The following is a 20,827-nucleotide window of genomic DNA, read 5'->3' on the forward strand; positions in this document are numbered from 1 at the left end:
CAGTTCTACTTCCGCACGACGGACGTGACCGGCATCGTGTCGCTGCCGGAAGGCACCGAGATGGTCATGCCCGGCGACAACATCACCGTCGACGTCGAGCTCATCGTGCCGATCGCCATGGAAGAGAAGCTCCGCTTCGCTATCCGTGAAGGTGGCCGCACCGTCGGCGCCGGCATCGTCGCTTCGATCAAAGAATAATCCGAATTAACGATCTGTCGCGGGCGGGAATACGCCCGCGCCGCGCCAGAACAAGGAAGTGACCATGAACGGACAGAATATCCGCATCCGCCTCAAGGCGTTTGACCACCGGGTTCTCGACGCTTCGACGCGTGAGATCGTGTCGACCGCGAAGCGCACCGGCGCCAATGTTCGCGGCCCGATCCCGCTGCCGACGCGGATCGAGAAGTTCACGGTGAACCGCTCGCCGCACGTCGACAAGAAGAGCCGCGAGCAGTTCGAAATGCGCACGCACAAGCGTCTGCTGGACATCGTCGACCCGACCCCGCAGACCGTCGATGCTCTGATGAAGCTCGACCTCGCGGCAGGTGTGGACGTCGAAATCAAGCTCTAAGAGCTAACATGAGCCGCGCGAGCAGATCCAAACGGCTCCTCTGAAGGAAAACGAACCGATGCGTTCAGGTGTAATTGCACAGAAGGTGGGAATGACCCGCGTCTATAATGACGCTGGCGAACACGTTCCCGTCACCGTTCTCCGCATGGAGAACTGCCAGGTCGTGGCGCAGCTGACCAAAGAGAAGAATGGCTACACTGCCGTTCAGCTCGGCGTTGGCCTGGCCAAGGTCAAGAATACGACGAAGGCGTTGCGCGGTCACTTCGCTGCCGCTTCCGTCGAGCCGAAGTCGAAGGTTGCCGAGTTCCGCGTCTCCGCAGACAACATGCTGGACGTTGGCGCCGAGATCACCGTCGAGCATTTCGTCGTTGGCCAGAAGGTCGACGTGACGGGCACGACGATCGGTAAAGGCTTCCAGGGCGTCATCAAGCGCCACCACTTCGGCGGCGGCCGTGCCACCCACGGCAACTCGCTGTCGCACCGCGTTCACGGTTCGACCGGTCAGCGCCAGGACCCGGGCAAGGTGTTCAAGGGCAAGAAGATGGCCGGCCACATGGGCGACGTTCGCGTCACCACCCAGAACGTGGAGGTCGTCTCGACCGACACCGATCGCGGTCTCATCCTGATCCGCGGCGCGGTTCCGGGTTCTAAGGGTGCATGGATCCTGGTTCGCGACGCCGCAAAGGTTGCGCTTCCTGAGAACGCGCCGAAGCCGGCTGCGATCCGCGCTGCCAGCAACAAGGCTCCGGCCAACGAGGGAGCGGAATAATGGACCTCAAGATTACAACCCTCGCAGGCAAGGATGCCGGCAAGGTTGAGCTCTCGGAAGAGATCTTCGGCCTCGACCCGCGCGAAGACGTTCTCCAGCGCGTCGTGCGCTGGCAGCTCGCCAAGAAGCAGCAGGGCACGCACAAGGCCAAGGGCCGCGCGGAAATCGCGCGCACCGGCGCTAAGATGTACAAGCAGAAGGGTACGGGCCGCGCTCGTCACCATTCGGCACGCGCTCCGCAGTTCCGCGGCGGCGGCAAGGCCCACGGCCCGGTCGTTCGCAGCCACGAGCATGACCTTCCCAAGAAGGTCCGCGCTCTCGGCCTGAAGCACGCCCTGTCGGCCAAGGCCAAGGCATCGAACCTGATCATCGTCGACGAGCTGACGCTCGCCGAGGGCAAGACCAAGGCGCTGATCGCGAACTTCGCGACGCTGGGCCTGACCAATGCCCTGGTGATCGGTGGTGCTGAGCTTGACCTCAACTTCAAGCGCGCAGCGACCAACATCCCGAACATCGATGTCCTGCCGATCCAGGGCATCAACGTTTACGACATTCTGCGCCGCGGCACGCTGGTCCTTTCGAAGGCCGCCGTCGAGGCTCTCGAGGAGCGCTTCAAATGACGGATCTCCGCCACTATGACGTGATCGTCTCGCCGGCGATCACTGAAAAGTCGACCATGGCTTCGGAAAACAACCAGGTCGTCTTCAATGTCGCCAAGAAGGCGAGCAAGCCCGAGATCAAGGCTGCCGTCGAAGCGCTGTTCGGCGTGAAGGTGACTGCTGTGAACACCCTGGTCCGCAAGGGCAAGGTGAAGCGCTTCCGCGGCACGATCGGCCGCCAGAGCGACGTCAAGAAGGCGGTAGTGACGCTGGCCGATGGCCAGTCGATCGACGTCGCGACGGGTCTCTGAGCTGGGCTGAGAGGACAGGACAATGGCACTTAAGAAATTCAAGCCAGTAACGCCGAGCACGCGCCAGCTGGTCATCGTCGACCGCTCGGGTCTGCACAAGGGCAAGCCCGTCAAGGGTCTGACCGAAGGCCTGACCAAGTCGGGCGGTCGCAACAACTACGGCCGCATCACGGCTCGCTTCATCGGCGGCGGTCACAAGCGTTCGTACCGTATCATCGACTTCAAGCGTCGCAAGTTCGACGTCGTCGGCACGGTCGAGCGTCTCGAGTACGATCCGAACCGCACCGCCTTCATCGCACTGATCAAGTACGACGATGGTGAGCTGAGCTACATCATTGCTCCGCAGCGTCTGCAGGCCGGCGACAAGATCATCGCTGGTGAGCAGGTCGACGTGAAGCCGGGCAATGCAATGCCGCTCGCTTCGATGCCGGTCGGCACGATCGTCCACAACATCGAGCTGAAGCCCGGCAAGGGCGGTCAGGTCGCTCGTTCGGCTGGTGCTTACGCCCAGCTCGTCGGCCGCGACCAGGGCATGGCGATCCTTCGCCTCAACTCGGGTGAACAGCGCGTCGTCAGCGGTCTCTGCATCGCCACCGTCGGCGCCGTGTCCAACCCGGACCACGGCAACATCAACGACGGCAAGGCCGGTCGTACGGTCTGGCGTGGCAAGCGTCCGCACAACCGCGGCGTGACCATGAACCCGGTCGACCATCCGCACGGCGGTGGTGAAGGCCGCACCTCGGGCGGACGCCATCCGGTGACCCCGTGGGGCAAGCCCACCAAGGGCAAGAAGACGCGGTCCAACAAGGCGACCGACAAGTTCATCCTGCGCTCGCGCCATCAGCGCAAGAGCTAAGAAGAGGTAACGCCAGTGACTCGTTCAGTCTGGAAAGGCCCGTTCATTGACGGCTATCTGCTCAAGAAGGCAGAGAAGGTTCGTGAAGGCGGTCGCAATGAGGTGATCAAGATGTGGAGCCGTCGCTCCACCGTCCTGCCGCAGTTCGTCGGCCTCACCTTCGGTGTCTACAACGGCCAGAAGCACGTCCCGGTCTCGGTGAACGAGGACATGGTCGGCCACAAGTTCGGTGAGTTCGCTCCCACCAGGACCTACTACGGTCACGGCGCGGACAAGAAGGCAAAGAGGAAGTAACATGGGCAAGGCCAAAGCTCCGCGCAGGCTTGCTGACAACGAGGCACGTGCGGTCCTCCGCACGATCCGGGTCAGCCCGCAGAAGCTCAACCTCGTTGCCGCGCTTATCCGCGGCAAGAAGGTAGCGACCGCGCTTTCGGATCTGGAATTTTCGCGCAAGCGCATCGCCGGAACGGTTAAGAAGACCCTCGAATCGGCTATCGCCAACGCGGAAAACAATCACGACCTCGATGTCGATGCACTGGTGGTGGCGGAAGCCTTTGTCGGTAAGTCGATCGTCATGAAGCGTTTCCACGCTCGTGGCCGTGGTCGCGCCAGCCGCATTGAGAAGCCGTTTTCGCACCTCACGATCGTCGTTCGTGAAGTCGAAGAGAAAGGGGAGGCCGCATAATGGGCCAGAAAATCAATCCAATTGGTCTCCGCCTCGGCATCAACCGCACCTGGGACTCGCGTTGGTACGCAAACACCGGTGAGTACGGCCAGCTGCTCCACGAAGACATCAAGATCCGCAAGTATCTTGAAGCCGAGTTGAAGCAGGCCGCGATCTCCAAGGTCGTGATCGAGCGTCCGCACAAGAAGTGCCGCGTGACCATTCACGCAGCACGTCCGGGCCTGATCATTGGCAAGAAGGGCGCCGACATCGAAAAGCTTCGCAAGAAGCTGATGGAGATGACGAAGTCCGAGACGCACCTCAACATCGTCGAGGTTCGCAAGCCGGAGACCGACGCTACGCTGGTCGCACAGTCGATCGCACAGCAGCTCGAGCGCCGCATTGCCTTCCGTCGCGCCATGAAGCGCGCGGTGCAGTCGGCCATGCGTCTCGGCGCAGAGGGCATCCGCATCAACTGCTCGGGCCGTCTCGGCGGCGCTGAAATCGCACGTATGGAGTGGTACCGCGAAGGTCGCGTTCCGCTGCACACGCTGCGCGCCGACGTCGACTACGGCACTGCCGAGGCAAAGACCGCCTACGGCATCTGCGGCGTCAAGGTGTGGGTGTTCAAGGGCGAGATCCTCGAGCACGATCCGATGGCTTCCGAGCGTCGCGCAACCGAAGGCGAGCATTCGCATGCTGGCGAGCGCCCTGAGCGCCGCCGTCGCGAAAACGCCTGATACGCATAGGAATTTGGAGTTAGAACGATGCTGCAGCCAAAGCGCACAAAGTTCCGTAAGCAGTTCAAGGGCCGCATCCACGGTACCGCGAAGGGTGGCACCAACCTGGATTTCGGCGGCTTCGGACTGAAGGCGCTTGAGCCGAACCGCGTCACCGCGCGTGAGATCGAGGCGGCTCGCCGCGCGATCACCCGCGAAATGAAACGTCAGGGCCGCGTCTGGATCCGTATCTTCCCGGACGTCCCCGTCACGTCGAAGCCGACCGAAGTCCGCATGGGTAAGGGCAAGGGCGCCGTCGACTACTGGGCATGCCGCATCAAGCCAGGTCGCGTGATGTTCGAGATCGATGGTGTCTCCGAGGAAGTGGCGCGTGAAGCGCTGCGTCTCGGCGCCGCCAAGCTCTCGGTCAGGACGCGCTTCGTTCAGCGCATCGCAGAATAAGGAAGGGCTGATCATGAAAGCCTCGGACATCAGGACGAAGACCCAGGACCAGCTCACTGACGAGCTCGCCAGCCTCAAGAAGGAGCAGTTCAACCTGCGCTTCCAGAAGGCGACCGGTCAGCTGGAAAAGACGGCGCGTGTGAAACAAGTTCGTAAGGACATCGCGCGTATCAAGACCATCGCCGCCGAGAAGTCGGCCGGCAAGAAGGCTTAAGGACGAAAACCATGCCAAAGCGCATCCTGCAGGGTACGGTCGTCAGCGACAAGAACGAGAAGACGGTCGTCGTCAAGGTCGAGCGTCGCTTCACGCACCCGGTGATGAAGAAGACCGTGCGTATGTCGAAGAACTACAAGGCGCACGACGAAAACAACGCCCACAAGGTGGGGGATCAGGTGTCTATCCAGGAATCGAAGCCGATTTCCAAGGATAAGCGCTGGGTCGTCATCACCCCGGACCAGGCGTAACAACGAATTTTGGACAAGCCGGGGAGGGCGGTAGCCCATCCCGTTAGAGAAGAAGAAGGCGGCCAGTCATGATTCAGATGCAAACAAACCTCGACGTCGCGGATAATTCCGGCGCCCGTCGTGTCATGTGCATCAAGGTGCTGGGCGGCTCGAAGCGGAAGTATGCTTCTGTTGGCGACATCATCGTGGTGTCGATCAAGGAAGCCATTCCGCGCGGCCGCGTTAAGAAGGGTGACGTGATGAAGGCGGTCGTGGTTCGCACGGCCAAGGACATTCGTCGTCCGGACGGCAGCGTGATCCGTTTCGACAAGAACGCGGCCGTTCTTGTCGATAACAAGAAAGAACCTATCGGCACGCGTATCTTCGGGCCGGTTCCGCGCGAACTCCGCGCCAAGAACCACATGAAGATCATCTCGCTCGCGCCCGAAGTGCTGTAAGGAGCCGGAACAATGCAGAAGATCCGTAAAGGCGACAAGGTTGTCGTTCTGGCCGGCAAGGACAAGGGCCGCACCGGCGAGGTGCTGTCTGTCCAGCCGAAGGAAGACAAGGCAGTTGTCCGCGGCGTGAACATGATCCGCCGCCACCAGAAGCAGTCCCAGACCCAAGAGGGCGGGATCATTACCAAGGAAGCGCCGATCCACCTGTCGAACCTCGCGCTCGTCGACCCCAAGGATGGCAAGCCGACCCGCGTCGGCTTCCAGGTCCAGAAGGACGGCACGAAGGTGCGTGTCGCCAAGCGCTCGGGAGAAGTCATCAATGGCTAAGGCAACCAACGAGCCGCGTCTGAAGAAGGTCTACAACGAGACCATCCGCCAGGCGATGCAGGAACAGTTCAAGTACGACAACGTCATGCAGATTCCGCGCATCGACAAGATCGTGCTCAACATGGGTGTTGGCGAAGCTACCGCGGATTCGAAGAAGCCGTCGGTTGCCGCTGAAGACCTGGCCATGATCGCCGGCCAGAAGCCGGTCATCACCCGCGCCCGCAAGTCGATCGCCGGCTTCAAGGTGCGTGAGCAGATGCCGATCGGCGCCAAGGTGACGCTCCGCCAGGAGCGCATGTACGAGTTTCTGGACCGCCTCGTGAACATCGCACTGCCGCGCGTTCGCGACTTTCGCGGTCTGAACCCGAAAAGCTTTGACGGCCGCGGAAATTACGCTATGGGCCTGAAGGAGCATATCGTGTTCCCCGAGATCAACTACGACAAGGTTGATCAGATGTGGGGTATGGACATCATCGTTTGCACGACCGCCAAGACGGACGAAGAAGCCCGGGCTCTGCTCAAGGCCTTCAACTTCCCCTTCCGGCAGTAACGGCAGCGAGAAAAGGAAAAATCTGAAATGGCAAAGACCAGCTCAGTCGAGAAGAACAATCGGCGCCGCAAGCTTGTGGACCAGTACGCTGCCAAGCGTAAGGCCCTCAAGGACGTCGTCATGGATCAGGCCAAGCCGATCGAGGAACGCTTCCGCGCGCAGCTCAAGCTCGCCGCGCTGCCGCGCAACTCGGCAAAGATCCGTATTCGTAATCGCTGCGAAGTGACCGGCCGCCCGCGCGCCTACTATCGCAAGCTTAAGATGTCGCGTATCGCGCTTCGCGACCTGGGCTCGATCGGGGCGATCCCCGGTCTGGTCAAGTCGAGCTGGTAAGGAGCATTTGACATGTCTTTGAGTGATCCTCTCGGCGATATGCTGACCCGCATCCGCAACGCCTATGGCCGCAAGAAGTCGACCGTGTCGACGCCTGCGTCCAGGCTGCGCGCCCGTGTTCTCGACGTGCTGAAGGCGGAAGGCTACATCCGCGACTACAGCCAGACCGACTTCGAAAACGGCAAGTCCGAGATCGAAATCGAGCTGAAGTACTTCGACGGCCAGCCGGTTATCCGCGAAATCGCCCGCGTCTCCAAGCCGGGCCGCCGCGTCTACGTCTCGTCCAAGTCGATTCCGCCTGTTGCCAATGGCCTCGGCATCTCGATCCTTTCGACCCCGAAGGGCGTGATGGCCGACCACGAAGCGCGCGAACAGAACGTCGGCGGGGAAATCCTCTGCCAGATCTTCTGATCTGCGTAGGCTGAAACAAGAAAGGCACGAGGACTATGTCTCGTATTGGCAAGAAACCCGTTCAGCTTCCGCAGGGCGTTACCGCTTCCGTCGACGGCCAGACCGTCACGGCCAAGGGGCCCAAGGGCGAGCTGAAGTTCGTGGTCAACAACGAAGTTCTGGTCACGATGGAAAACGGCGAAATCGCTGTTCAGCCGCGCGATCAGTCGAAGGACGCGCGCTCCAAGTGGGGCATGTCGCGGACGCAGATCGTCAACATCCTGACGGGTGTTAAGGACGGCTTCGAAAAGAAGCTCGAGATCACCGGCGTCGGTTACCGTGCAGCGCTCCAGGGCAAGAACCTGCAGCTGGCACTTGGCTTCTCGCATGACGTCGTCTATCAGACGCCGGAAGGCATCACCATCACGGTGCCGAAGCCGACCGAAATCGTGGTCAACGGCATCAACAAGCAGCAAGTCGGCCAGGTCGCTGCCGAGATCCGCGAATACCGCGGTCCCGAGCCTTACAAGGGCAAGGGCGTGCGCTATGCAGGCGAGAAGATCGTCCGCAAAGAAGGCAAGAAGAAGTAACAACAACGCCGCGGTGCGCGGTCGCGGGAAGCAATTGGGCTTACCGCAGATGGCCGCGCCCGTTTCAGAAGGCAAGGAACTGCTACTATGGCTTCGAAAGAAACCACCCTGCGCCGTTCGGCGCGTATCCGCCGCCAGATCAAGAAGGTCGCCAACGGCCGTCCGCGCCTGTCGGTTCACCGCACGTCGAAGAATATCTACGTCCAGGTAATCGACGACGCCAACGGCCGTACGCTCGCTGCCGCTTCGACCCTCGAGAAGGATCTCAAGGGCTCGCTGAAGACCGGCGCCGACACTGCTGCCGCGACCGCGGTTGGCAAGCTGATCGCCGAGCGTGCTTCGAAGGCTGGCGTCAAGGACGTCGTTTTCGATCGTGGCGCCTACATCTATCACGGCCGCGTCAAGGCACTTGCCGAAGCCGCACGTGAAGGTGGCCTCAACTTCTGATGCAGTCTACGGCGTAGCGCGTGGCGCTGTGCCGCATTTCTGAGCAGTTGCAATAAATCCGGCGACGCTATAGACGCCGGATTTGGTTTTTAACCCCCGTGCTTCCGGAAAAAAATAAGGATAGGAATATGGCACAAGAACGTAGGGAAGGTGGTCGCGACCGTAGCCGTGACCGCGAAGAGCGCGACAGCGAGTTCGTCGATAAGCTCGTCCACATCAACCGCGTTGCCAAGGTCGTCAAGGGCGGCCGGCGTTTCGGTTTTGCGGCACTCGTCGTCGTCGGAGACCAGAAGGGCCGTGTTGGCTTTGGTCACGGCAAGGCGCGCGAAGTGCCGGAAGCGATCCGCAAGGCAACCGAATCGGCAAAGCGCGACATGATCTTCGTGCCGCTCCGCTCGGGCCGTACGCTGCACCACGATGTTGAAGGCCGTTGGGGCGCTGGTCGCGTTCTGCTGCGCTCTGCCAAGCAGGGTACCGGCATCATCGCCGGCGGTCCGATGCGCGCTGTCTTCGAGACGCTCGGCATGCACGACGTCGTCGCCAAGTCGATGGGTTCGTCGAACCCGTACAACATGGTTCGTGCGACCTTCGATGCGCTGAAGAGCCAGATGCATCCGAAGGATGTGGCTGCACAGCGCGGCATCAAGTACTCGACGCTTCAGGCCCGCCGCGGCACCGCCGTAGCGGCTGAAGAATAGTCGCTCGAGCTGACCAGGGACAATGACCATGGCCAAGAAAGCAACCAAGACCATCACCGTCGAGCAGATCGGCAGCCCGATCCGTCGTCCGAAGGAACAGCGCGCAACGCTGGTCGGCCTCGGCCTCAACAAGATGCATCGCAAGCGCACGCTGGAGGATACTCCTTCGGTGCGTGGCATGATCGCAGCTGTCCAGCACCTCGTCCGCGTTGTGGACGAGGCGTAAGCCGAGCGCAGGAGATAGAAGATGAAACTCAACGATCTGCGTGACAACGCCGGCGCGACCCACTCCAAGAAGCGTCTTGGCCGTGGTATCGGCTCCGGCTCCGGCAAGACCGGCGGCCGCGGCGTGAAGGGCCAGAAGGCTCGTTCGGGCGTCGCGATCAACGGCTTCGAGGGTGGCCAGATGCCGCTCTACCGTCGCCTGCCGAAGCGCGGCTTCACCAACATCTTTGCAAAGAGCTTCGTCACCGTTTCGCTGGCCCGCATCCAGGCCGCGATCGATGCCAAGAAGCTCGACGCAAAGGAGACCGTGACCGGTGAGGCGCTCGTCAAGGCCGGCGTGATTCGCCGCGTCAAGGACGGCGTCCGCATCCTCGGCGACGGCGAACTCAAGGCCAAGGTGGCCTTTGATGTTGCCGGCGCTTCCAAGCCGGCGATCGAGAAGATCGAAAAGGCTGGAGGATCGGTGAAGCTGCCTGAAGTGGCAGCCGCCGAGTAAAAGGCTTTGCAAAGTAAGCGGCGGTAGAGATACCGCCGCTTGCATGTTTGCCTCCCGGAGCCTATCTCGTGGCTTCGGTGACACGCGCCGCGCCCATCGCGGCATTTCGGCGTGACCAAGCGGAGTACCCTGAATGGCATCGGCTGCTGAACAACTAGCATCCAATCTGAATTTCGCAGCCTTCGCCAAGGCCGAAGACCTCAAGAAGCGCATCTGGTTCACGCTTGGCGCGCTTTTGGTCTACCGCCTCGGTACCTACATTCCGCTTCCGGGAATCAACCCCGACGCATTCGCGCAGGCTTTCACCCAGCAGAGCCGCGGCGTGCTCGGCATCTTCAACATGTTTGCCGGTGGTGCTGTCGAGCGCATGGCGCTCTTTGCGCTCGGCATCATGCCCTACATCTCCGCCTCCATCATCATGCAGCTCATGACGTCGGTCGTGCCGTCGCTTGAAGCGCTGAAGAAGGAAGGCGAGCAGGGCCGCAAGATCATCAACCAGTACACCCGCTACGGCACCGTGCTGCTGGCGGTCGTCCAGGCTTATGGCATTTCCGCCGGCCTCGAGGGCGGCAACGGCATCGTTACCGATCCGGGCATGTTCTTCCGTGCCTCGACGGTCATCACGCTTGTCGGCGGCACAATGTTCCTGATGTGGCTCGGCGAGCAGATCACCGCGCGCGGCATCGGCAACGGCATTTCACTGATCATCTTCGCCGGCATCGTCGCAGGCCTTCCGAGCGCCATCAGCGGCACGCTGGAACTCGGCCGCACCGGTGCTCTGTCGACCGGCCTGATTCTCGCGATCATCGTTCTGGCGATCGTCGTCATTGCCCTGATCGTCTTCTTCGAGCGTGCCCAGCGTCGCCTTTTGATCCAGTATCCGAAGCGCCAGGTCGGCAATCGGATGTTCCAGGGCGATACGTCGCACCTGCCGCTGAAGCTGAACACCGCAGGCGTTATTCCTCCGATCTTCGCCTCGTCGCTGCTGCTGTTGCCGGCGACCGTCGCGGGCTTCTCGAACACCGCAACGCTGCCCGGCTGGGTGAGCACTGTCATGGCCGCTCTCGGCCATGGTCAGCCGCTCTACATGCTGCTCTACGCCGCGATGATCGTCTTTTTTGCCTTCTTCTACACGGCAATCGTCTTTAATCCGAAGGACACTGCCGACCAGCTGAAGAAGCATTCGGGCTTCATCCCCGGCTATCGCCCCGGCGAACGCACGGCGGAATATATCGACTACGTGCTGACCCGCGTCACCGTCATCGGCGCTGCCTACCTGGTCGTCATCTGCTTGATGCCCGAGTTCCTGATTTCTGCAACCGGCGTTCCGTTCTACCTTGGTGGTACTTCGCTTCTGATCGTGGTCAATGTAACCCTTGATACCGTGGCGCAGATTCAGGGTCACCTGATCGCCCACCAGTACGAGGGGCTGATCAAGAAGTCGAAGCTCCGTGGAGGTAAGAGGGGAAGATGAAGCTTATTTTGCTGGGACCGCCCGGGGCGGGGAAGGGCACTCAGGCGCAGAGGCTGGTTGAAAAGCACGGTATCCCGCAGCTTTCCACTGGTGACATGTTGCGGGCCGCAGTGAAGGCCGAGACGGAAGTTGGCAAGCGCGCAAAGGCTGTCATGGACGCCGGCGAGCTGGTTTCGGACGAGATCGTCAATGCCATCGTCGCCGAGCGAATCGACCAGGACGACTGCGCCAAGGGTTTCATCCTCGACGGTTACCCGCGCACGCTGGCGCAGGCCGATGCAGTCGCTGACATGCTGGCCGAACGCGGCCTGCATCTCGACGTGGTGATCGAGCTCGTCGTCGACGACAAGGCACTCGTTGGCCGGATTCTGAAGCGCGCCGAGGAAGCACAGGCTGCTGGCCAACCGGTTCGCAAGGACGACAATGCCAAGGTGTTCGAAGAACGCTTGCGCGAGTACTACAAGAAGACGGCGCCGTTGATCGGCTACTACTACGCCAACGACCTGCTCAAGCAGGTCGACGGAATGGCCGACATGGACGACGTTACCGCGCAGATTGAAGCCGTCATCGCAGCGGTCACGCACTAAAAACAGCCGTCGTGCTTGACTGACGGGCTGTACTGGCGTATGGCGGCCCGTCTTCCATTCAGGCATGACGGTGTTTGCCCGTTAGGGTGCATAGTCATATTGATACGGAAAACCCGCATGGGCCGGCCTCCACCGGACGCGGGGCAACTTGAAGCGCCGGCACAGTCCGGCCCAAATGGAGTGAGAAAATGGCTCGTATAGCCGGCGTTAATATCCCGACCAACAAGCGCGTTGTGATTGCGCTTCAGTACATTCACGGCATTGGCAAGAAGTTCGCCCAGGAGATCGTCGAGAAGGTCGGCATCCCGGCTGAGCGCCGCGTCAACCAGCTGACCGATGCTGAAGTCCTGTCGATCCGCGAGACCATCGATCGCGACTACCAGGTCGAAGGCGATCTGCGCCGCGAAGTTTCGATCAACATCAAGCGCCTGATGGACCTCGGCTGCTACCGCGGCCTGCGTCACCGCCGGTCGCTTCCGGTCCGCGGCCAGCGCACGCATACCAATGCGCGCACCCGCAAGGGCCCGGCCAAGGCAATTGCCGGTAAGAAGAAGTAATTTCGTTCCCGGCGGGTTTCGGCCCGCCGGTTTCGCCTTTTATGGGCGGGTGTTCGGCCTGACACCTTAAAAGCAGGCTGGTGTAGCCGCTGGTATTACGGCGGTGAAGAGATCAACTGAAAGGACTACCATGGCTAAGGAAGCCGCTCGCGTTCGTCGTCGCGAACGCAAGAACATCTCGTCGGGCGTCGCCCACGTGAATTCGACCTTCAACAACACCATGATCACCATCTCCGATGCGCAGGGCAACACGATTGCCTGGTCGTCGGCCGGTGCACAGGGTTTCAAGGGTTCGCGCAAGTCGACCCCGTTCGCTGCCCAGATGGCTGCCGAAGACTGCGCCAAGAAGGCCCAGGAACATGGCATGCGTATGCTCGAGGTCGAAGTCTGCGGTCCGGGTTCGGGTCGTGAATCGGCGCTGCGCGCGCTCCAGGCTGCGGGTTTCACCATCACGTCGATCCGCGACGTGACGCCGATCCCGCACAACGGCTGCCGCCCGCGCAAGAAGCGTCGCGTCTAATATTTCACCCCGTGCGAGCGCCTTGGGCGCTCGTTACGGTTTCCAGGTCGCCCGCCACGATTGGATGGTGGCGGGGCAACGGAAGGAAGCGAATATGATCCAGAAAAACTGGCAGGAACTGATCAAGCCAAACAAGATCGAGTTCTCGTCCAAGAAGAAGACGCTGACCACGCTCGTCGCCGAACCGCTTGAGCGTGGCTTCGGCCTGACGCTGGGCAACGCGCTCCGTCGCGTGCTGTTGTCGTCGCTTCGCGGCGCTGCCGTCACTGCCGTCCAGATCGACGGCGTGCTGCATGAGTTCTCGTCCATCGGCGGCGTTCGTGAGGACGTCACCGATATCGTGCTCAACATCAAGGAAATCGCCATCCGCATGGAAGGCGACGGCCCGAAGCGCATGGTCGTTCGCAAGCAGGGCCCCGGTGCCGTGCTCGCCGGCGACATCCAGACGGTCGGCGACGTCGAGATCCTGAACCCCGACCACGTCATCTGCACGCTCGACGAGGGTGCGGAGATCCGTATGGAGTTCACCGTCGACACCGGCAAGGGCTACGTCCCGGCTGAACGCAACCGCGCAGAAGATGCTCCGATCGGCCTCATCCCGGTCGACAGCCTCTACTCGCCGGTCAAGAAGGTTTCTTACAAGGTCGAGAACACCCGCGAGGGCCAGGTTCTGGACTACGACAAGCTGACCATGACCATTGAGACCGACGGTTCGATCACCGGTGAGGACGCGGTGGCTTTCGCTGCTCGCATCCTGCAGGACCAGCTCGCCCTGTTCGTCAACTTCGACGAGCCGCAGAAGGAAGTTGCAGCCGAGGCCGTTACCGAGCTTGCCTTCAATCCGGCGCTGCTCAAGAAGGTCGACGAACTGGAGCTTTCGGTCCGTTCGGCCAACTGTCTGAAGAACGACAACATCGTTTACATCGGCGACCTGATCCAGAAGACGGAAGCAGAAATGCTGCGTACTCCGAATTTCGGCCGCAAGTCGCTCAACGAGATCAAGGAAGTTCTGGCCGCGATGGGCCTGCACCTCGGTATGGAAGTGCAGGACTGGCCGCCGGAAAACATCGAAGACCTCGCCAAGCGATACGAAGACCAGTACTAAGACGACTTAGTCGAGCAAGGTTCCTAGGACCGGATATTCCGGTCCGACGGCCTTGCGGAAAACCATCAGAGGCCGTGGCCTCTTGAACAACTGAAGAAGGAAAAGAGCCATGCGCCACGGTTTCAAAGGCCGTCGCTTCGCCCGCAGCGTAAGCCACCGCAAGTCCATGTTCGCCAACCTCTCGGTCTCGCTGATCGAGCACGAGCAGATCGTGACCACGCTCGAAAAGGCGAAGGACCTGCGTCCGATCGTCGAGAAGCTGGTGACGCTCGGCAAGCGCGGCGACCTGCATGCCCGCCGCCAGGTGATCGCCCAGATCGGCAACGAAAACGTCGTGAAGCGTCTGTTCGACGTCGTCGCGCCGCGTTACGCCACCCGCAACGGCGGCTACCTGCGCATCATGAAGGCTGGCTTCCGCCGCGGTGACAACGCCGCCATGGCAGTCATCGAGTTCGTCGATCGCGACACCTCCGCCAAGGGCGCCGGCGACCGCGTTCGCCTCGAAGCCGAAGCTGCCAACGAAGCTGAAGCTGCATAAACAGCCCGCATCGTTGTTTTGAACCGAAGGGGCCCTCGCGGCCCCTTTTGTTTTGGGCGACCCGCCAGAAAAGGCTGCAGCGGTTGTTCTGCATCCCGCGCCAACTATGCGGAAATAAGCGCTTTCGCGCGCATACAGCCTTTCAATTTGCACAATCGTCGCGACAATGGCGCCGACTAGACGTTGGAGGATTCGCAATGCGTGCGAAACATTATTTGCTGCTTGCGCTGTGTGCCTGGATGGCCGTTGCAGGTGGTGTATCGGCCCAGGAGGCCACCAAGCCCGCCGAGGATCCCGGCCTGTCGGATGTGCTGACGGACCTTTTGAACGGCGGCAAGGATGGCACGGCCACGCCCGGCCCCGACCGTCGCGTGCCCTTCGGCCGCGAGGAGATGCAGCTTTCCTTCGCGCCGCTGGTCAAGGATACGTCTGCCGCAGTGGTCAACGTCTATGCTTCCAAGCAGGTGAAGGCACGCTCGCCCTTTGAGGGCGATCCATTCTTCGAGCAATTCTTCGGCCGTGGCGCGCCGCGCAATCGCTCCTCGCTCGGTTCCGGGGTACTGGTCGATGCGAGCGGCATCGTCGTCACCAACAATCACGTCGTCCAGGACGCCGACCAGGTGAAGGTCGCTCTGTCGGATGGCCGTGAATTCACCTCAAAAGTTCTGCTCAAGGACGACTCGCTCGACCTTGCCGTGCTGAAGATCGATTCCGACAAGCCGTTTCCGACGATCGCCATCGGCGATTCCGACGCGCTACAGGTTGGCGATCTCGTTCTTGCCATCGGCAATCCCTTCGGCGTTGGCCAGACCACGACCAGCGGCATCGTCTCGGCACTGGCCCGCACGCATATCGGCGTCTCCGACTCCGGCTTCTTCATCCAGACCGACGCCGCCATCAATCCGGGCAATTCCGGTGGCGCGCTGATCAATATGGGCGGCCAGTTGATCGGCATCAACACGGCGATCTTCAGCCGCACCGGCGGCTCGATCGGCATCGGCTTCGCCATTCCCTCCAATATGGTGCGCGCCTTCACCGAGGCGGCCAAGGGCGGCGCGGAGTTCTTCGAACGGCCGTTCATTGGTGCCTCGTTCGAGCCGGTGACGCCACAGATCGCAGAATCGCTCGGCATGGACCATCCTGCCGGCGCGCTGATTTCGTCCGTCGACGAAAACGGTCCGGCGGCACGCGCCGGCCTCAAGCCCGGCGATGTCGTTCTGTCGTTCAACGGAGCCGCCATCGAGCATATGGAAGCGCTCGACTATCGCCTGGCGACCCAGCCGATCGGCGGCAAGGCGACGCTGTCGGTTCTGACCAAGGGCGAGGAAAAGGCCGTTGAAGTGGCGCTTGAGCGCGCGCCGGAAGGCGCCAGCACGAACGAGGTGTTGCTGGGCGGCCGCAGCCCGTTTGCCGGCGCCAAGGTCGCCGTGCTGTCGCCGCGCCTGGCTCAGCGCCTGCGCGTTGCGACCGACACCAAAGGCGTCGTGATTGTCGGCGTTGACGGCGGCTCGGCGGCCGCCGGTTTCGGCTTCCAGGCCGGCGACATCGTGCGCGAGCTCAACGGTGAAACGATCGACACCGCAGAGAAGCTCAAGCTGCTTTCCGAAGAGGACACACGCTGGTGGCGCTTCACCGTCGAGCGCGACGGCCGCATCATGCGGCAGATGCTGCGCTACTGAGCGTTTGACCATGCTCGAACTGGACGTGGCACATAAATGGATCGGGGGGAGGGCCACCGCATGAGCTCTCTCTTCGACGAGGTCGTGCCGCGCCCGCTTGCCGAGACATTGCGTCCGCAAAGCCTCAGCGAGGTCATCGGTCAGGACCATATCCTCGGTCCTGACGGTCCGATCGGCCGCATGGTCAAGTCGAAAAAGGCATCGTCCTTCATCCTCTGGGGGCCGCCAGGCGTAGGCAAGACGACGATTGCCCGGCTGGTCGCCAAGGAAATCGGTCTCGATTTTGTTCAGCTCTCGGCGGTTCTCTCTGGTGTCGCCGACCTCAGGAAGGTCGTGGACGCTGCCAGGCAGCTGCGCAGCGGGGCAGGGCGCCAGACGGTGGTGTTCGTTGATGAGCTCCACCGCTTCAACAGAACCACCCAGGACGCGCTGCTGCCGCATGTCGAGGACGGCACCATCGTGCTGATCGGTGCGACGACGGAGAACCCGAGCTTCAGCCTTGTTGCGGCTCTGCTGTCGCGTGCCAAGGTCTACACGCTCAAGCGTTTCGAGAAGCCTGACCTTGCCATCCTGGCCGAGCGGGCCGAGGCGCATGCCGGCAGGAAGCTGCCGCTGGACGCTGACGCGCGTGATACACTTCTGACCATGGCGGATGGCGATGGGCGCTACCTGATCGGGCTCTGCGAGGAGCTGCTCGCGCTGCCTTCTGGCGTGGTGCTCGACGTCGGCGGCCTCGCCGAGACGGTGCAGAAGCGTGCTCCGGTCTACGACAAGGGGCAGGAAGAGCACTACAACATGCTCAGCTGCTTCCATAAAAGCCTGCGCGGTAGCGACGTGCAGGCGTCGCTCTACTGGGCAGCGCGCATGGTTGTCGGCGGCGAATCTCCGGCGACGATTTTCCGCCGCCTGGCTTGCGCCGCATCCGAAGACGTCGGCATGGCCGACCCGCAGGCGATGCCGCAGGTCATCGCTGCCTGGACGGCGTTCGAGCGGGTAGGGTGGCCGGAAGGGCGCCTGTTCATGGCCCAGGCGATCACCTATGTAGCAACGGCGCCCAAGTCGAACGCGTCCTATATGGGTTTCAACCAGGCGATTGCCATGGCCCAGCAGACCGGTTCTCTGGCGCCACCAAAGCACATCCTCAACGCCCCGACCAAGCTGATGAAGGAACTCGGCTACCACGAGGGCTACAAGTACGACCACGATTATCCCGACGCGTTTTCGGGCCAGGAATTCATGCCAGATGAGCTTGCCGGCGCCAACCGTCCGGAATTCTACGCGCCCAATGAACGCGGCTTTGAACGCGACATCAAAAAACGCCTCGAATTTTGGGCACGCAACAAGGCCAACCGCAGCCACTCCGACGACTAGTCGCCGGCGATGTCGTCCGTTGCACATTTGCCCGGACGCGAGCTCGGTCTATGACCAATTTCTGCCGTTTGCCAATCCGCACGCTTCGTTTCGCGCCTTGACATATGCAGAGTATCGATTGCAAAAAAATGCAATCATATATACGTAATTTATGAAAGCGAACCAATGCGGGCGCCGTCAAACGGACGCTAGGGCGATCCGGACATGCGCACATCCAAACCGAGGTCAATGCCGTGAATCCCGAAGCCAACAAGGCGATATCTGAACTGCTTGAACGGGCGGGGGAGGCTTCAGAATTTCTGAAGAAGCTCGCCAATCCCAATCGCCTGATGATCGTTTGTGCCCTCGTCGACGGCGAGCGTTCGGTGCGCGCCCTCGAAGATCGCCTCGACATCCGACAACCGGGCCTGTCGCAACAGCTCGCCGAGCTGCGCGACGCCGGAATGATTGCCGGCCGCAAGGAATCGAAGTCGGTCTTCTATCGTCTGGCCGACGAGCGCGTCGCGGAAATGGTTGCCTTGCTCTACCGCATGTTCTGTGCGCCGGCGACCGCGCCAATTTCGAACGAAAAGCAGGAACAATGACTGAATTTACCCCCATCGCGTCGACAATAGGCGGCATCCTGATCGGCCTGGCGGCCGTGCTGCTGATAGCCTGGGAAGGGCGCATAGCGGGCATCAGCGGCATCGCCAGCCGCCTTTTGCCGCCCTATGCCGACGGTGCTTTCCCGTCGCACCTCGGCTTCGTTCTCGGCGTGGTCGCCGCACCCCTGATCTATCTGATGGCATCCGGAAACGAGGTGCTCCAGACCGTTTCATCGAACCTGTCGCTGATGGCCATCGCCGGTCTGCTGGTCGGTTTTGGTTCGGTCTATGGCAGCGGCTGCACCAGTGGACACGGTGTCTGCGGGCTGTCGCGGCTGTCGATGCGGTCGCTGTTTGCCACCGTCACCTTCATGACCACGGCCTTCGTCACGGTTTTCATCGTCCGGCACGCGTCTTAGGAGACTGACCATGTCGTTTCTTGTCAATCTCGCGCTTGGCCTGCTGTTCGGCATAGGCCTCGTTGTTTCAGGCATGTCCGACCCGGCCAAGGTGTTGAATTTCCTTGACGTGACTGGCACCTGGGATCCGTCGCTGGCCTTCGTCATGGGTGGCGCCGTCATCACCGCATTCGTCGGCTATCGCCTTGTATTGAAACGCTCAAAGCCGTTGGCCGCTGCCGCGTTCCAGCTTCCGGCCAAGACGGAGATCGACTGGCCGCTTCTGTTGGGCTCGGCCATTTTCGGCATCGGCTGGGGACTTGGCGGCTTTTGCCCGGGGCCAGCACTGACGGCAACCACGCTCGGAGCTGCCGGCACATATGCCTTCCTGCCAATGATGTTTGTCGGCATGTGGCTGGCCAGGGCGTTTGCATCCAGGCGTGTCGCGGCACCGGCATGACCTGTTGCTGTGCCGCCGCGACCTTGCGGCGATCCAGTAACGACTAATATACGGGCAGGGTGGTCGTCAGCCCCGTTTGCGGAACGTGCTGAACTGGAATAGCTGCACGCTGTCCCATGGCGTCCTGTGTTCGTGGCGGCGCGTGTCGACGAGCTCGTAGCCGTCGCCCAGCAATGTGCCGATACTGCCGGCATCGTGCCTGACGATCGGCAGCCCGCTGCATTTCTCAGGACCGTCGGGTGCGAAAGTGCCGATGATCGCATGGCCGCCGGGCTTCAGCGCGCTGTCCAATACCGTGGCGTAGGTTTCCTGATCGCTGGCCTCGGTAAGGAAATGAAACGCGGCGCGGTCATGCCAGATGTCGTAGCCGCGGTCCGGCCGCCATGCGGTTACGTCGCTGCGGATCCAGGTCACGCGGCTTGCGTCCGGTCCAAGGCGCGCGCGGTCCGCATCAAGTGCTGCCTGCGAGATGTCCAGCACGGTGACATCGTCAAAGCCTCGTCCGAGCAACACGTCGACCAGATGCGAGACGCCGCCGCCGATGTCGATGACGGCTGATGCCGGTGAGGCGCCGACGAGCTCAAGCAGCGTCAGCGACTGCTCCGGCGACTGCTGATACCAGCTGACTGCGTCTTCGGCCTTGGTACCGTAGATGCCGTCCCAATGGGTTTTGCGTTGCCTGTCCGACGTCACGTCCTGTCTCCATGGCCATCATAGCAACAACAAGGCTAAAGCGCTTCCGCTGCCGCATACAGTCACTCGTTGTGATACGGATTGCTGCTCGACCTGCCAGCGGATTGGTTCGATGTAACCGACGATTTGCCGCGCGACGCACCGCCGACGCTTGCGCGCAACTCGGGCGTCGGAGCGCTCCAGTTTTCGATCGCCCGCTACCACAGCGGCAAACATCGTGCTGGCAACGTACACATTGCTATGCGGGTTGACGATCCGGAAATAGCGCAAGAGCTGGCCGAGGCAACGCGGATGATCGGATCAATCGACTTTTGATCGTGAAGTTCGCATTGTGAGTTCTGGGCGAAGTGCGACTTTGAGCCAAGGCAAGGTAGCTGGTTCATCGCCGGGCAGCCAGAAGCTTGTGCCTGAACACTTCCGCTGGCGTTCTGAAGCCAAGACATTTACGTGGTGTCGCGTTGAGATGAGCACCCGCTTGCTTGAGGTGGCGGTCATCGAAGGGCAGTGGGTCGGTGTCACGCGACAGCCATGTTTGATCCGCTCGATGATTGCGGCCTGGAGCTGCGGATGTCGAACAAGCTTGCGATATCGCAGAAGTAGCCGGTCAGATCGGGCATCTCCCGATCCTCGAACTTGTTCCGCGCGATCTCGCGGAAGATCGTCGAGCGATGGCGTCCGCGCTTCTCAGCGATCGCGTCGACACTTACTCCGGCTTGGCGCCAGCGCTCGATCTTACGGCGTTCATCCAAATCGATCTGGGAGTAGGTGCGTCTCATCTGCGGTTCCTTGCGTGCGATAACCCATTGGTATCGCAGCAAAGTCGCACTTCAAGGTAGAACCCACCCGGCTACAAATTTTGTCACAGCAATTTAAAGATGAGACAAAGCAGTCAACTTAGAAATGCGACACGATACTATCGTTTATTACTGCGGTTTCAAGCGAGCATATTTTC

At 61.4% G+C, this 20,827-nt stretch carries 35 protein-coding genes and 2 pseudogenes; 34 read left to right on the top strand and 3 right to left on the bottom strand.

Annotation, left to right across the window (positions count from 1 at the left end; all coding sequences use genetic code 11):
• From HNQ95_RS31820 to HNQ95_RS31980, 33 genes are all read left to right on the top strand, one after another.
• A partial coding sequence (locus HNQ95_RS31820) for an EF-Tu C-terminal domain-related protein (protein WP_446680313.1) occupies positions 1-198 on the top strand: 198 nt, incomplete at its 5' end.
• 64 nt (positions 199-262) lie between these two features.
• The gene (gene rpsJ, locus HNQ95_RS31825; protein WP_006205468.1) at positions 263-571 is read left to right on the top strand and encodes a 30S ribosomal protein S10; all 309 of its coding nucleotides are present in this window, start codon (positions 263-265) and stop codon (positions 569-571) included.
• A gap of 58 nt (positions 572-629) precedes the next feature.
• Complete coding sequence (rplC, locus tag HNQ95_RS31830) at positions 630-1,340, top strand: 50S ribosomal protein L3 (RefSeq protein ID WP_067961881.1); 711 nt, start codon at positions 630-632, stop codon at positions 1,338-1,340.
• Positions 1,340-1,960 (top strand): 50S ribosomal protein L4, encoded by a 621-nt coding sequence (gene rplD / locus HNQ95_RS31835; protein WP_055976408.1) that lies wholly within the window; start codon positions 1,340-1,342, stop codon positions 1,958-1,960. Before rplC ends, rplD begins: the two co-directional genes overlap by 1 nt.
• Positions 1,957-2,250, top strand: coding sequence for a 50S ribosomal protein L23 (locus tag HNQ95_RS31840; RefSeq protein WP_067961884.1), 294 nt, complete (start codon positions 1,957-1,959; stop codon positions 2,248-2,250). Before rplD ends, HNQ95_RS31840 begins: the two co-directional genes overlap by 4 nt.
• 22 nt (positions 2,251-2,272) lie before the next feature.
• Positions 2,273-3,106 (top strand): 50S ribosomal protein L2, encoded by an 834-nt coding sequence (rplB, locus tag HNQ95_RS31845; protein ID WP_055976411.1) that lies wholly within the window; start codon positions 2,273-2,275, stop codon positions 3,104-3,106.
• A gap of 15 nt (positions 3,107-3,121) precedes the next feature.
• Complete coding sequence (gene rpsS, locus HNQ95_RS31850; protein WP_055976414.1) at positions 3,122-3,400, top strand: 30S ribosomal protein S19; 279 nt, start codon at positions 3,122-3,124, stop codon at positions 3,398-3,400.
• 1 nt (position 3,401) lies between these two features.
• Positions 3,402-3,791, top strand: a complete 390-nt coding sequence (rplV, locus tag HNQ95_RS31855; RefSeq protein WP_055976417.1) for a 50S ribosomal protein L22 — start codon at positions 3,402-3,404, stop codon at positions 3,789-3,791.
• Positions 3,791-4,510, top strand: coding sequence for a 30S ribosomal protein S3 (gene rpsC / locus HNQ95_RS31860; protein WP_067961888.1), 720 nt, complete (start codon positions 3,791-3,793; stop codon positions 4,508-4,510). The genes rplV and rpsC overlap by 1 nt, the downstream gene beginning before the upstream one ends.
• A gap of 27 nt (positions 4,511-4,537) precedes the next feature.
• Complete coding sequence (gene rplP / locus HNQ95_RS31865) at positions 4,538-4,951, top strand: 50S ribosomal protein L16 (protein ID WP_055976423.1); 414 nt, start codon at positions 4,538-4,540, stop codon at positions 4,949-4,951.
• Positions 4,952-4,964: 13 nt separating this feature from the next.
• Entirely contained in the window at positions 4,965-5,165 is a 201-nt protein-coding gene (rpmC, locus tag HNQ95_RS31870) for a 50S ribosomal protein L29 (protein WP_018427849.1), read from the top strand.
• Positions 5,166-5,176: 11 nt separating this feature from the next.
• Positions 5,177-5,416 (top strand): 30S ribosomal protein S17, encoded by a 240-nt coding sequence (gene rpsQ / locus HNQ95_RS31875; protein WP_055976426.1) that lies wholly within the window; start codon positions 5,177-5,179, stop codon positions 5,414-5,416.
• Between the two features lie 68 nt (positions 5,417-5,484).
• Positions 5,485-5,853, top strand: a complete 369-nt coding sequence (gene rplN, locus HNQ95_RS31880) for a 50S ribosomal protein L14 (RefSeq protein WP_006205457.1) — start codon at positions 5,485-5,487, stop codon at positions 5,851-5,853.
• A gap of 12 nt (positions 5,854-5,865) precedes the next feature.
• Positions 5,866-6,180 (top strand): 50S ribosomal protein L24, encoded by a 315-nt coding sequence (gene rplX / locus HNQ95_RS31885; RefSeq protein WP_067961890.1) that lies wholly within the window; start codon positions 5,866-5,868, stop codon positions 6,178-6,180.
• The gene (rplE, locus tag HNQ95_RS31890) at positions 6,173-6,730 is read left to right on the top strand and encodes a 50S ribosomal protein L5 (RefSeq protein ID WP_067961892.1); all 558 of its coding nucleotides are present in this window, start codon (positions 6,173-6,175) and stop codon (positions 6,728-6,730) included. The genes rplX and rplE overlap by 8 nt, the downstream gene beginning before the upstream one ends.
• Before the next feature lie 27 nt (positions 6,731-6,757).
• On the top strand, positions 6,758-7,063 hold the full coding sequence (gene rpsN, locus HNQ95_RS31895; RefSeq protein WP_067961894.1) for a 30S ribosomal protein S14: 306 nt from the start codon (positions 6,758-6,760) through the stop codon (positions 7,061-7,063).
• A 12-nt stretch (positions 7,064-7,075) separates the two neighbouring features.
• Positions 7,076-7,474 (top strand): 30S ribosomal protein S8, encoded by a 399-nt coding sequence (gene rpsH / locus HNQ95_RS31900; protein ID WP_067961896.1) that lies wholly within the window; start codon positions 7,076-7,078, stop codon positions 7,472-7,474.
• Between the two features lie 35 nt (positions 7,475-7,509).
• Entirely contained in the window at positions 7,510-8,043 is a 534-nt protein-coding gene (gene rplF, locus HNQ95_RS31905; RefSeq protein WP_067961897.1) for a 50S ribosomal protein L6, read from the top strand.
• Positions 8,044-8,130: 87 nt separating this feature from the next.
• Positions 8,131-8,490 carry a 50S ribosomal protein L18 gene (gene rplR, locus HNQ95_RS31910; RefSeq protein ID WP_067961899.1) on the top strand — a complete coding sequence of 120 codons (360 nt, stop codon included), beginning with the start codon at positions 8,131-8,133 and terminating at the stop codon, positions 8,488-8,490.
• A 128-nt stretch (positions 8,491-8,618) separates the two neighbouring features.
• Positions 8,619-9,188: a 30S ribosomal protein S5 gene (gene rpsE / locus HNQ95_RS31915; protein ID WP_067961902.1), complete on the top strand. Its 570-nt coding sequence runs from the start codon at positions 8,619-8,621 to the stop codon at positions 9,186-9,188.
• Positions 9,189-9,216: 28 nt separating this feature from the next.
• Entirely contained in the window at positions 9,217-9,414 is a 198-nt protein-coding gene (gene rpmD, locus HNQ95_RS31920; protein WP_067961904.1) for a 50S ribosomal protein L30, read from the top strand.
• A 21-nt stretch (positions 9,415-9,435) separates the two neighbouring features.
• On the top strand, positions 9,436-9,909 hold the full coding sequence (rplO, locus tag HNQ95_RS31925) for a 50S ribosomal protein L15 (RefSeq protein ID WP_067961906.1): 474 nt from the start codon (positions 9,436-9,438) through the stop codon (positions 9,907-9,909).
• Positions 9,910-10,042: 133 nt separating this feature from the next.
• Positions 10,043-11,383, top strand: a complete 1,341-nt coding sequence (gene secY, locus HNQ95_RS31930; protein WP_067961908.1) for a preprotein translocase subunit SecY — start codon at positions 10,043-10,045, stop codon at positions 11,381-11,383.
• Complete coding sequence (locus tag HNQ95_RS31935) at positions 11,380-11,970, top strand: adenylate kinase (RefSeq protein WP_154384198.1); 591 nt, start codon at positions 11,380-11,382, stop codon at positions 11,968-11,970. The genes secY and HNQ95_RS31935 overlap by 4 nt, the downstream gene beginning before the upstream one ends.
• Positions 11,971-12,158: 188 nt before the next feature.
• Positions 12,159-12,527 (top strand): 30S ribosomal protein S13, encoded by a 369-nt coding sequence (gene rpsM, locus HNQ95_RS31940; RefSeq protein ID WP_055976458.1) that lies wholly within the window; start codon positions 12,159-12,161, stop codon positions 12,525-12,527.
• A 130-nt stretch (positions 12,528-12,657) separates the two neighbouring features.
• Positions 12,658-13,047, top strand: coding sequence for a 30S ribosomal protein S11 (rpsK, locus tag HNQ95_RS31945; RefSeq protein ID WP_055976460.1), 390 nt, complete (start codon positions 12,658-12,660; stop codon positions 13,045-13,047).
• 94 nt (positions 13,048-13,141) lie between these two features.
• The gene (locus HNQ95_RS31950; RefSeq protein ID WP_055976463.1) at positions 13,142-14,152 is read left to right on the top strand and encodes a DNA-directed RNA polymerase subunit alpha; all 1,011 of its coding nucleotides are present in this window, start codon (positions 13,142-13,144) and stop codon (positions 14,150-14,152) included.
• A 109-nt stretch (positions 14,153-14,261) separates the two neighbouring features.
• Positions 14,262-14,690 (top strand): 50S ribosomal protein L17, encoded by a 429-nt coding sequence (gene rplQ, locus HNQ95_RS31955; RefSeq protein WP_067961913.1) that lies wholly within the window; start codon positions 14,262-14,264, stop codon positions 14,688-14,690.
• Between the two features lie 197 nt (positions 14,691-14,887).
• The gene (locus tag HNQ95_RS31960; RefSeq protein ID WP_182576130.1) at positions 14,888-16,369 is read left to right on the top strand and encodes a DegQ family serine endoprotease; all 1,482 of its coding nucleotides are present in this window, start codon (positions 14,888-14,890) and stop codon (positions 16,367-16,369) included.
• A 60-nt stretch (positions 16,370-16,429) separates the two neighbouring features.
• The gene (locus tag HNQ95_RS31965; RefSeq protein WP_067961917.1) at positions 16,430-17,740 is read left to right on the top strand and encodes a replication-associated recombination protein A; all 1,311 of its coding nucleotides are present in this window, start codon (positions 16,430-16,432) and stop codon (positions 17,738-17,740) included.
• Between the two features lie 233 nt (positions 17,741-17,973).
• A complete protein-coding gene (locus tag HNQ95_RS31970) occupies positions 17,974-18,324 on the top strand; it encodes an ArsR/SmtB family transcription factor (protein ID WP_246786991.1) in 351 nt (116 codons plus the stop codon).
• Positions 18,321-18,743 carry a YeeE/YedE family protein gene (locus tag HNQ95_RS31975; protein ID WP_182576131.1) on the top strand — a complete coding sequence of 141 codons (423 nt, stop codon included), beginning with the start codon at positions 18,321-18,323 and terminating at the stop codon, positions 18,741-18,743. The genes HNQ95_RS31970 and HNQ95_RS31975 overlap by 4 nt, the downstream gene beginning before the upstream one ends.
• 10 nt (positions 18,744-18,753) lie before the next feature.
• Positions 18,754-19,182 carry a DUF6691 family protein gene (locus HNQ95_RS31980; protein WP_067961924.1) on the top strand — a complete coding sequence of 143 codons (429 nt, stop codon included), beginning with the start codon at positions 18,754-18,756 and terminating at the stop codon, positions 19,180-19,182.
• A gap of 66 nt (positions 19,183-19,248) precedes the next feature.
• Here HNQ95_RS31980 and HNQ95_RS31985 read toward each other — a convergent pair whose 3' ends face one another.
• Complete coding sequence (locus tag HNQ95_RS31985) at positions 19,249-19,875, bottom strand: class I SAM-dependent methyltransferase (RefSeq protein WP_067961926.1); 627 nt, start codon at positions 19,873-19,875, stop codon at positions 19,249-19,251.
• An 81-nt stretch (positions 19,876-19,956) separates the two neighbouring features.
• Here HNQ95_RS31985 and HNQ95_RS31990 point away from each other — a divergent pair, with 81 nt between their 5' ends.
• The gene (locus HNQ95_RS31990; RefSeq protein ID WP_067961928.1) at positions 19,957-20,190 is read left to right on the top strand and encodes a hypothetical protein; all 234 of its coding nucleotides are present in this window, start codon (positions 19,957-19,959) and stop codon (positions 20,188-20,190) included.
• A 64-nt stretch (positions 20,191-20,254) separates the two neighbouring features.
• On the opposite strand, the pseudogene HNQ95_RS34265 reads toward HNQ95_RS31990, so the two are convergent.
• Positions 20,255-20,404 (bottom strand): annotated as a pseudogene (locus tag HNQ95_RS34265) (IS30 family transposase); the annotation flags it as partial.
• A pseudogene (locus HNQ95_RS34270) lies at positions 20,401-20,651 on the bottom strand (helix-turn-helix domain-containing protein); the annotation flags it as partial. The pseudogenes HNQ95_RS34265 and HNQ95_RS34270, both read right to left, overlap by 4 nt.
• Positions 20,652-20,827 lie beyond the last annotated feature (176 nt).

Source organism: Aminobacter ciceronei, assembly GCF_014138625.1.
Classification (GTDB): Bacteria; Pseudomonadota; Alphaproteobacteria; order Rhizobiales; family Rhizobiaceae; genus Aminobacter; species Aminobacter ciceronei.

Coding starts and splice junctions, on each gene's coding strand:
- rplO (WP_067961906.1), top strand. CDS start 9,436: ATGAAACTCAACGATCTGCGTGACAACGCCGGCGCGACCCACTCCAAG.
- rplC (WP_067961881.1), top strand. CDS start 630: ATGCGTTCAGGTGTAATTGCACAGAAGGTGGGAATGACCCGCGTCTAT.
- rplQ (WP_067961913.1), top strand. CDS start 14,262: ATGCGCCACGGTTTCAAAGGCCGTCGCTTCGCCCGCAGCGTAAGCCAC.
- rpsQ (WP_055976426.1), top strand. CDS start 5,177: ATGCCAAAGCGCATCCTGCAGGGTACGGTCGTCAGCGACAAGAACGAG.
- HNQ95_RS31965 (WP_067961917.1), top strand. CDS start 16,430: ATGAGCTCTCTCTTCGACGAGGTCGTGCCGCGCCCGCTTGCCGAGACA.
- rplP (WP_055976423.1), top strand. CDS start 4,538: ATGCTGCAGCCAAAGCGCACAAAGTTCCGTAAGCAGTTCAAGGGCCGC.
- rpsH (WP_067961896.1), top strand. CDS start 7,076: ATGTCTTTGAGTGATCCTCTCGGCGATATGCTGACCCGCATCCGCAAC.
- rpsJ (WP_006205468.1), top strand. CDS start 263: ATGAACGGACAGAATATCCGCATCCGCCTCAAGGCGTTTGACCACCGG.
- rplD (WP_055976408.1), top strand. CDS start 1,340: ATGGACCTCAAGATTACAACCCTCGCAGGCAAGGATGCCGGCAAGGTT.
- rplF (WP_067961897.1), top strand. CDS start 7,510: ATGTCTCGTATTGGCAAGAAACCCGTTCAGCTTCCGCAGGGCGTTACC.
- rpsC (WP_067961888.1), top strand. CDS start 3,791: ATGGGCCAGAAAATCAATCCAATTGGTCTCCGCCTCGGCATCAACCGC.
- rpsK (WP_055976460.1), top strand. CDS start 12,658: ATGGCTAAGGAAGCCGCTCGCGTTCGTCGTCGCGAACGCAAGAACATC.
- HNQ95_RS31950 (WP_055976463.1), top strand. CDS start 13,142: ATGATCCAGAAAAACTGGCAGGAACTGATCAAGCCAAACAAGATCGAG.
- rplE (WP_067961892.1), top strand. CDS start 6,173: ATGGCTAAGGCAACCAACGAGCCGCGTCTGAAGAAGGTCTACAACGAG.
- rplX (WP_067961890.1), top strand. CDS start 5,866: ATGCAGAAGATCCGTAAAGGCGACAAGGTTGTCGTTCTGGCCGGCAAG.
- rplB (WP_055976411.1), top strand. CDS start 2,273: ATGGCACTTAAGAAATTCAAGCCAGTAACGCCGAGCACGCGCCAGCTG.
- HNQ95_RS31960 (WP_182576130.1), top strand. CDS start 14,888: ATGCGTGCGAAACATTATTTGCTGCTTGCGCTGTGTGCCTGGATGGCC.
- HNQ95_RS31840 (WP_067961884.1), top strand. CDS start 1,957: ATGACGGATCTCCGCCACTATGACGTGATCGTCTCGCCGGCGATCACT.
- HNQ95_RS31975 (WP_182576131.1), top strand. CDS start 18,321: ATGACTGAATTTACCCCCATCGCGTCGACAATAGGCGGCATCCTGATC.
- rplN (WP_006205457.1), top strand. CDS start 5,485: ATGATTCAGATGCAAACAAACCTCGACGTCGCGGATAATTCCGGCGCC.
- HNQ95_RS31935 (WP_154384198.1), top strand. CDS start 11,380: ATGAAGCTTATTTTGCTGGGACCGCCCGGGGCGGGGAAGGGCACTCAG.
- HNQ95_RS31980 (WP_067961924.1), top strand. CDS start 18,754: ATGTCGTTTCTTGTCAATCTCGCGCTTGGCCTGCTGTTCGGCATAGGC.
- rpsN (WP_067961894.1), top strand. CDS start 6,758: ATGGCAAAGACCAGCTCAGTCGAGAAGAACAATCGGCGCCGCAAGCTT.
- rplV (WP_055976417.1), top strand. CDS start 3,402: ATGGGCAAGGCCAAAGCTCCGCGCAGGCTTGCTGACAACGAGGCACGT.
- rpmC (WP_018427849.1), top strand. CDS start 4,965: ATGAAAGCCTCGGACATCAGGACGAAGACCCAGGACCAGCTCACTGAC.
- rpsM (WP_055976458.1), top strand. CDS start 12,159: ATGGCTCGTATAGCCGGCGTTAATATCCCGACCAACAAGCGCGTTGTG.
- secY (WP_067961908.1), top strand. CDS start 10,043: ATGGCATCGGCTGCTGAACAACTAGCATCCAATCTGAATTTCGCAGCC.
- rpsE (WP_067961902.1), top strand. CDS start 8,619: ATGGCACAAGAACGTAGGGAAGGTGGTCGCGACCGTAGCCGTGACCGC.
- rplR (WP_067961899.1), top strand. CDS start 8,131: ATGGCTTCGAAAGAAACCACCCTGCGCCGTTCGGCGCGTATCCGCCGC.
- rpmD (WP_067961904.1), top strand. CDS start 9,217: ATGGCCAAGAAAGCAACCAAGACCATCACCGTCGAGCAGATCGGCAGC.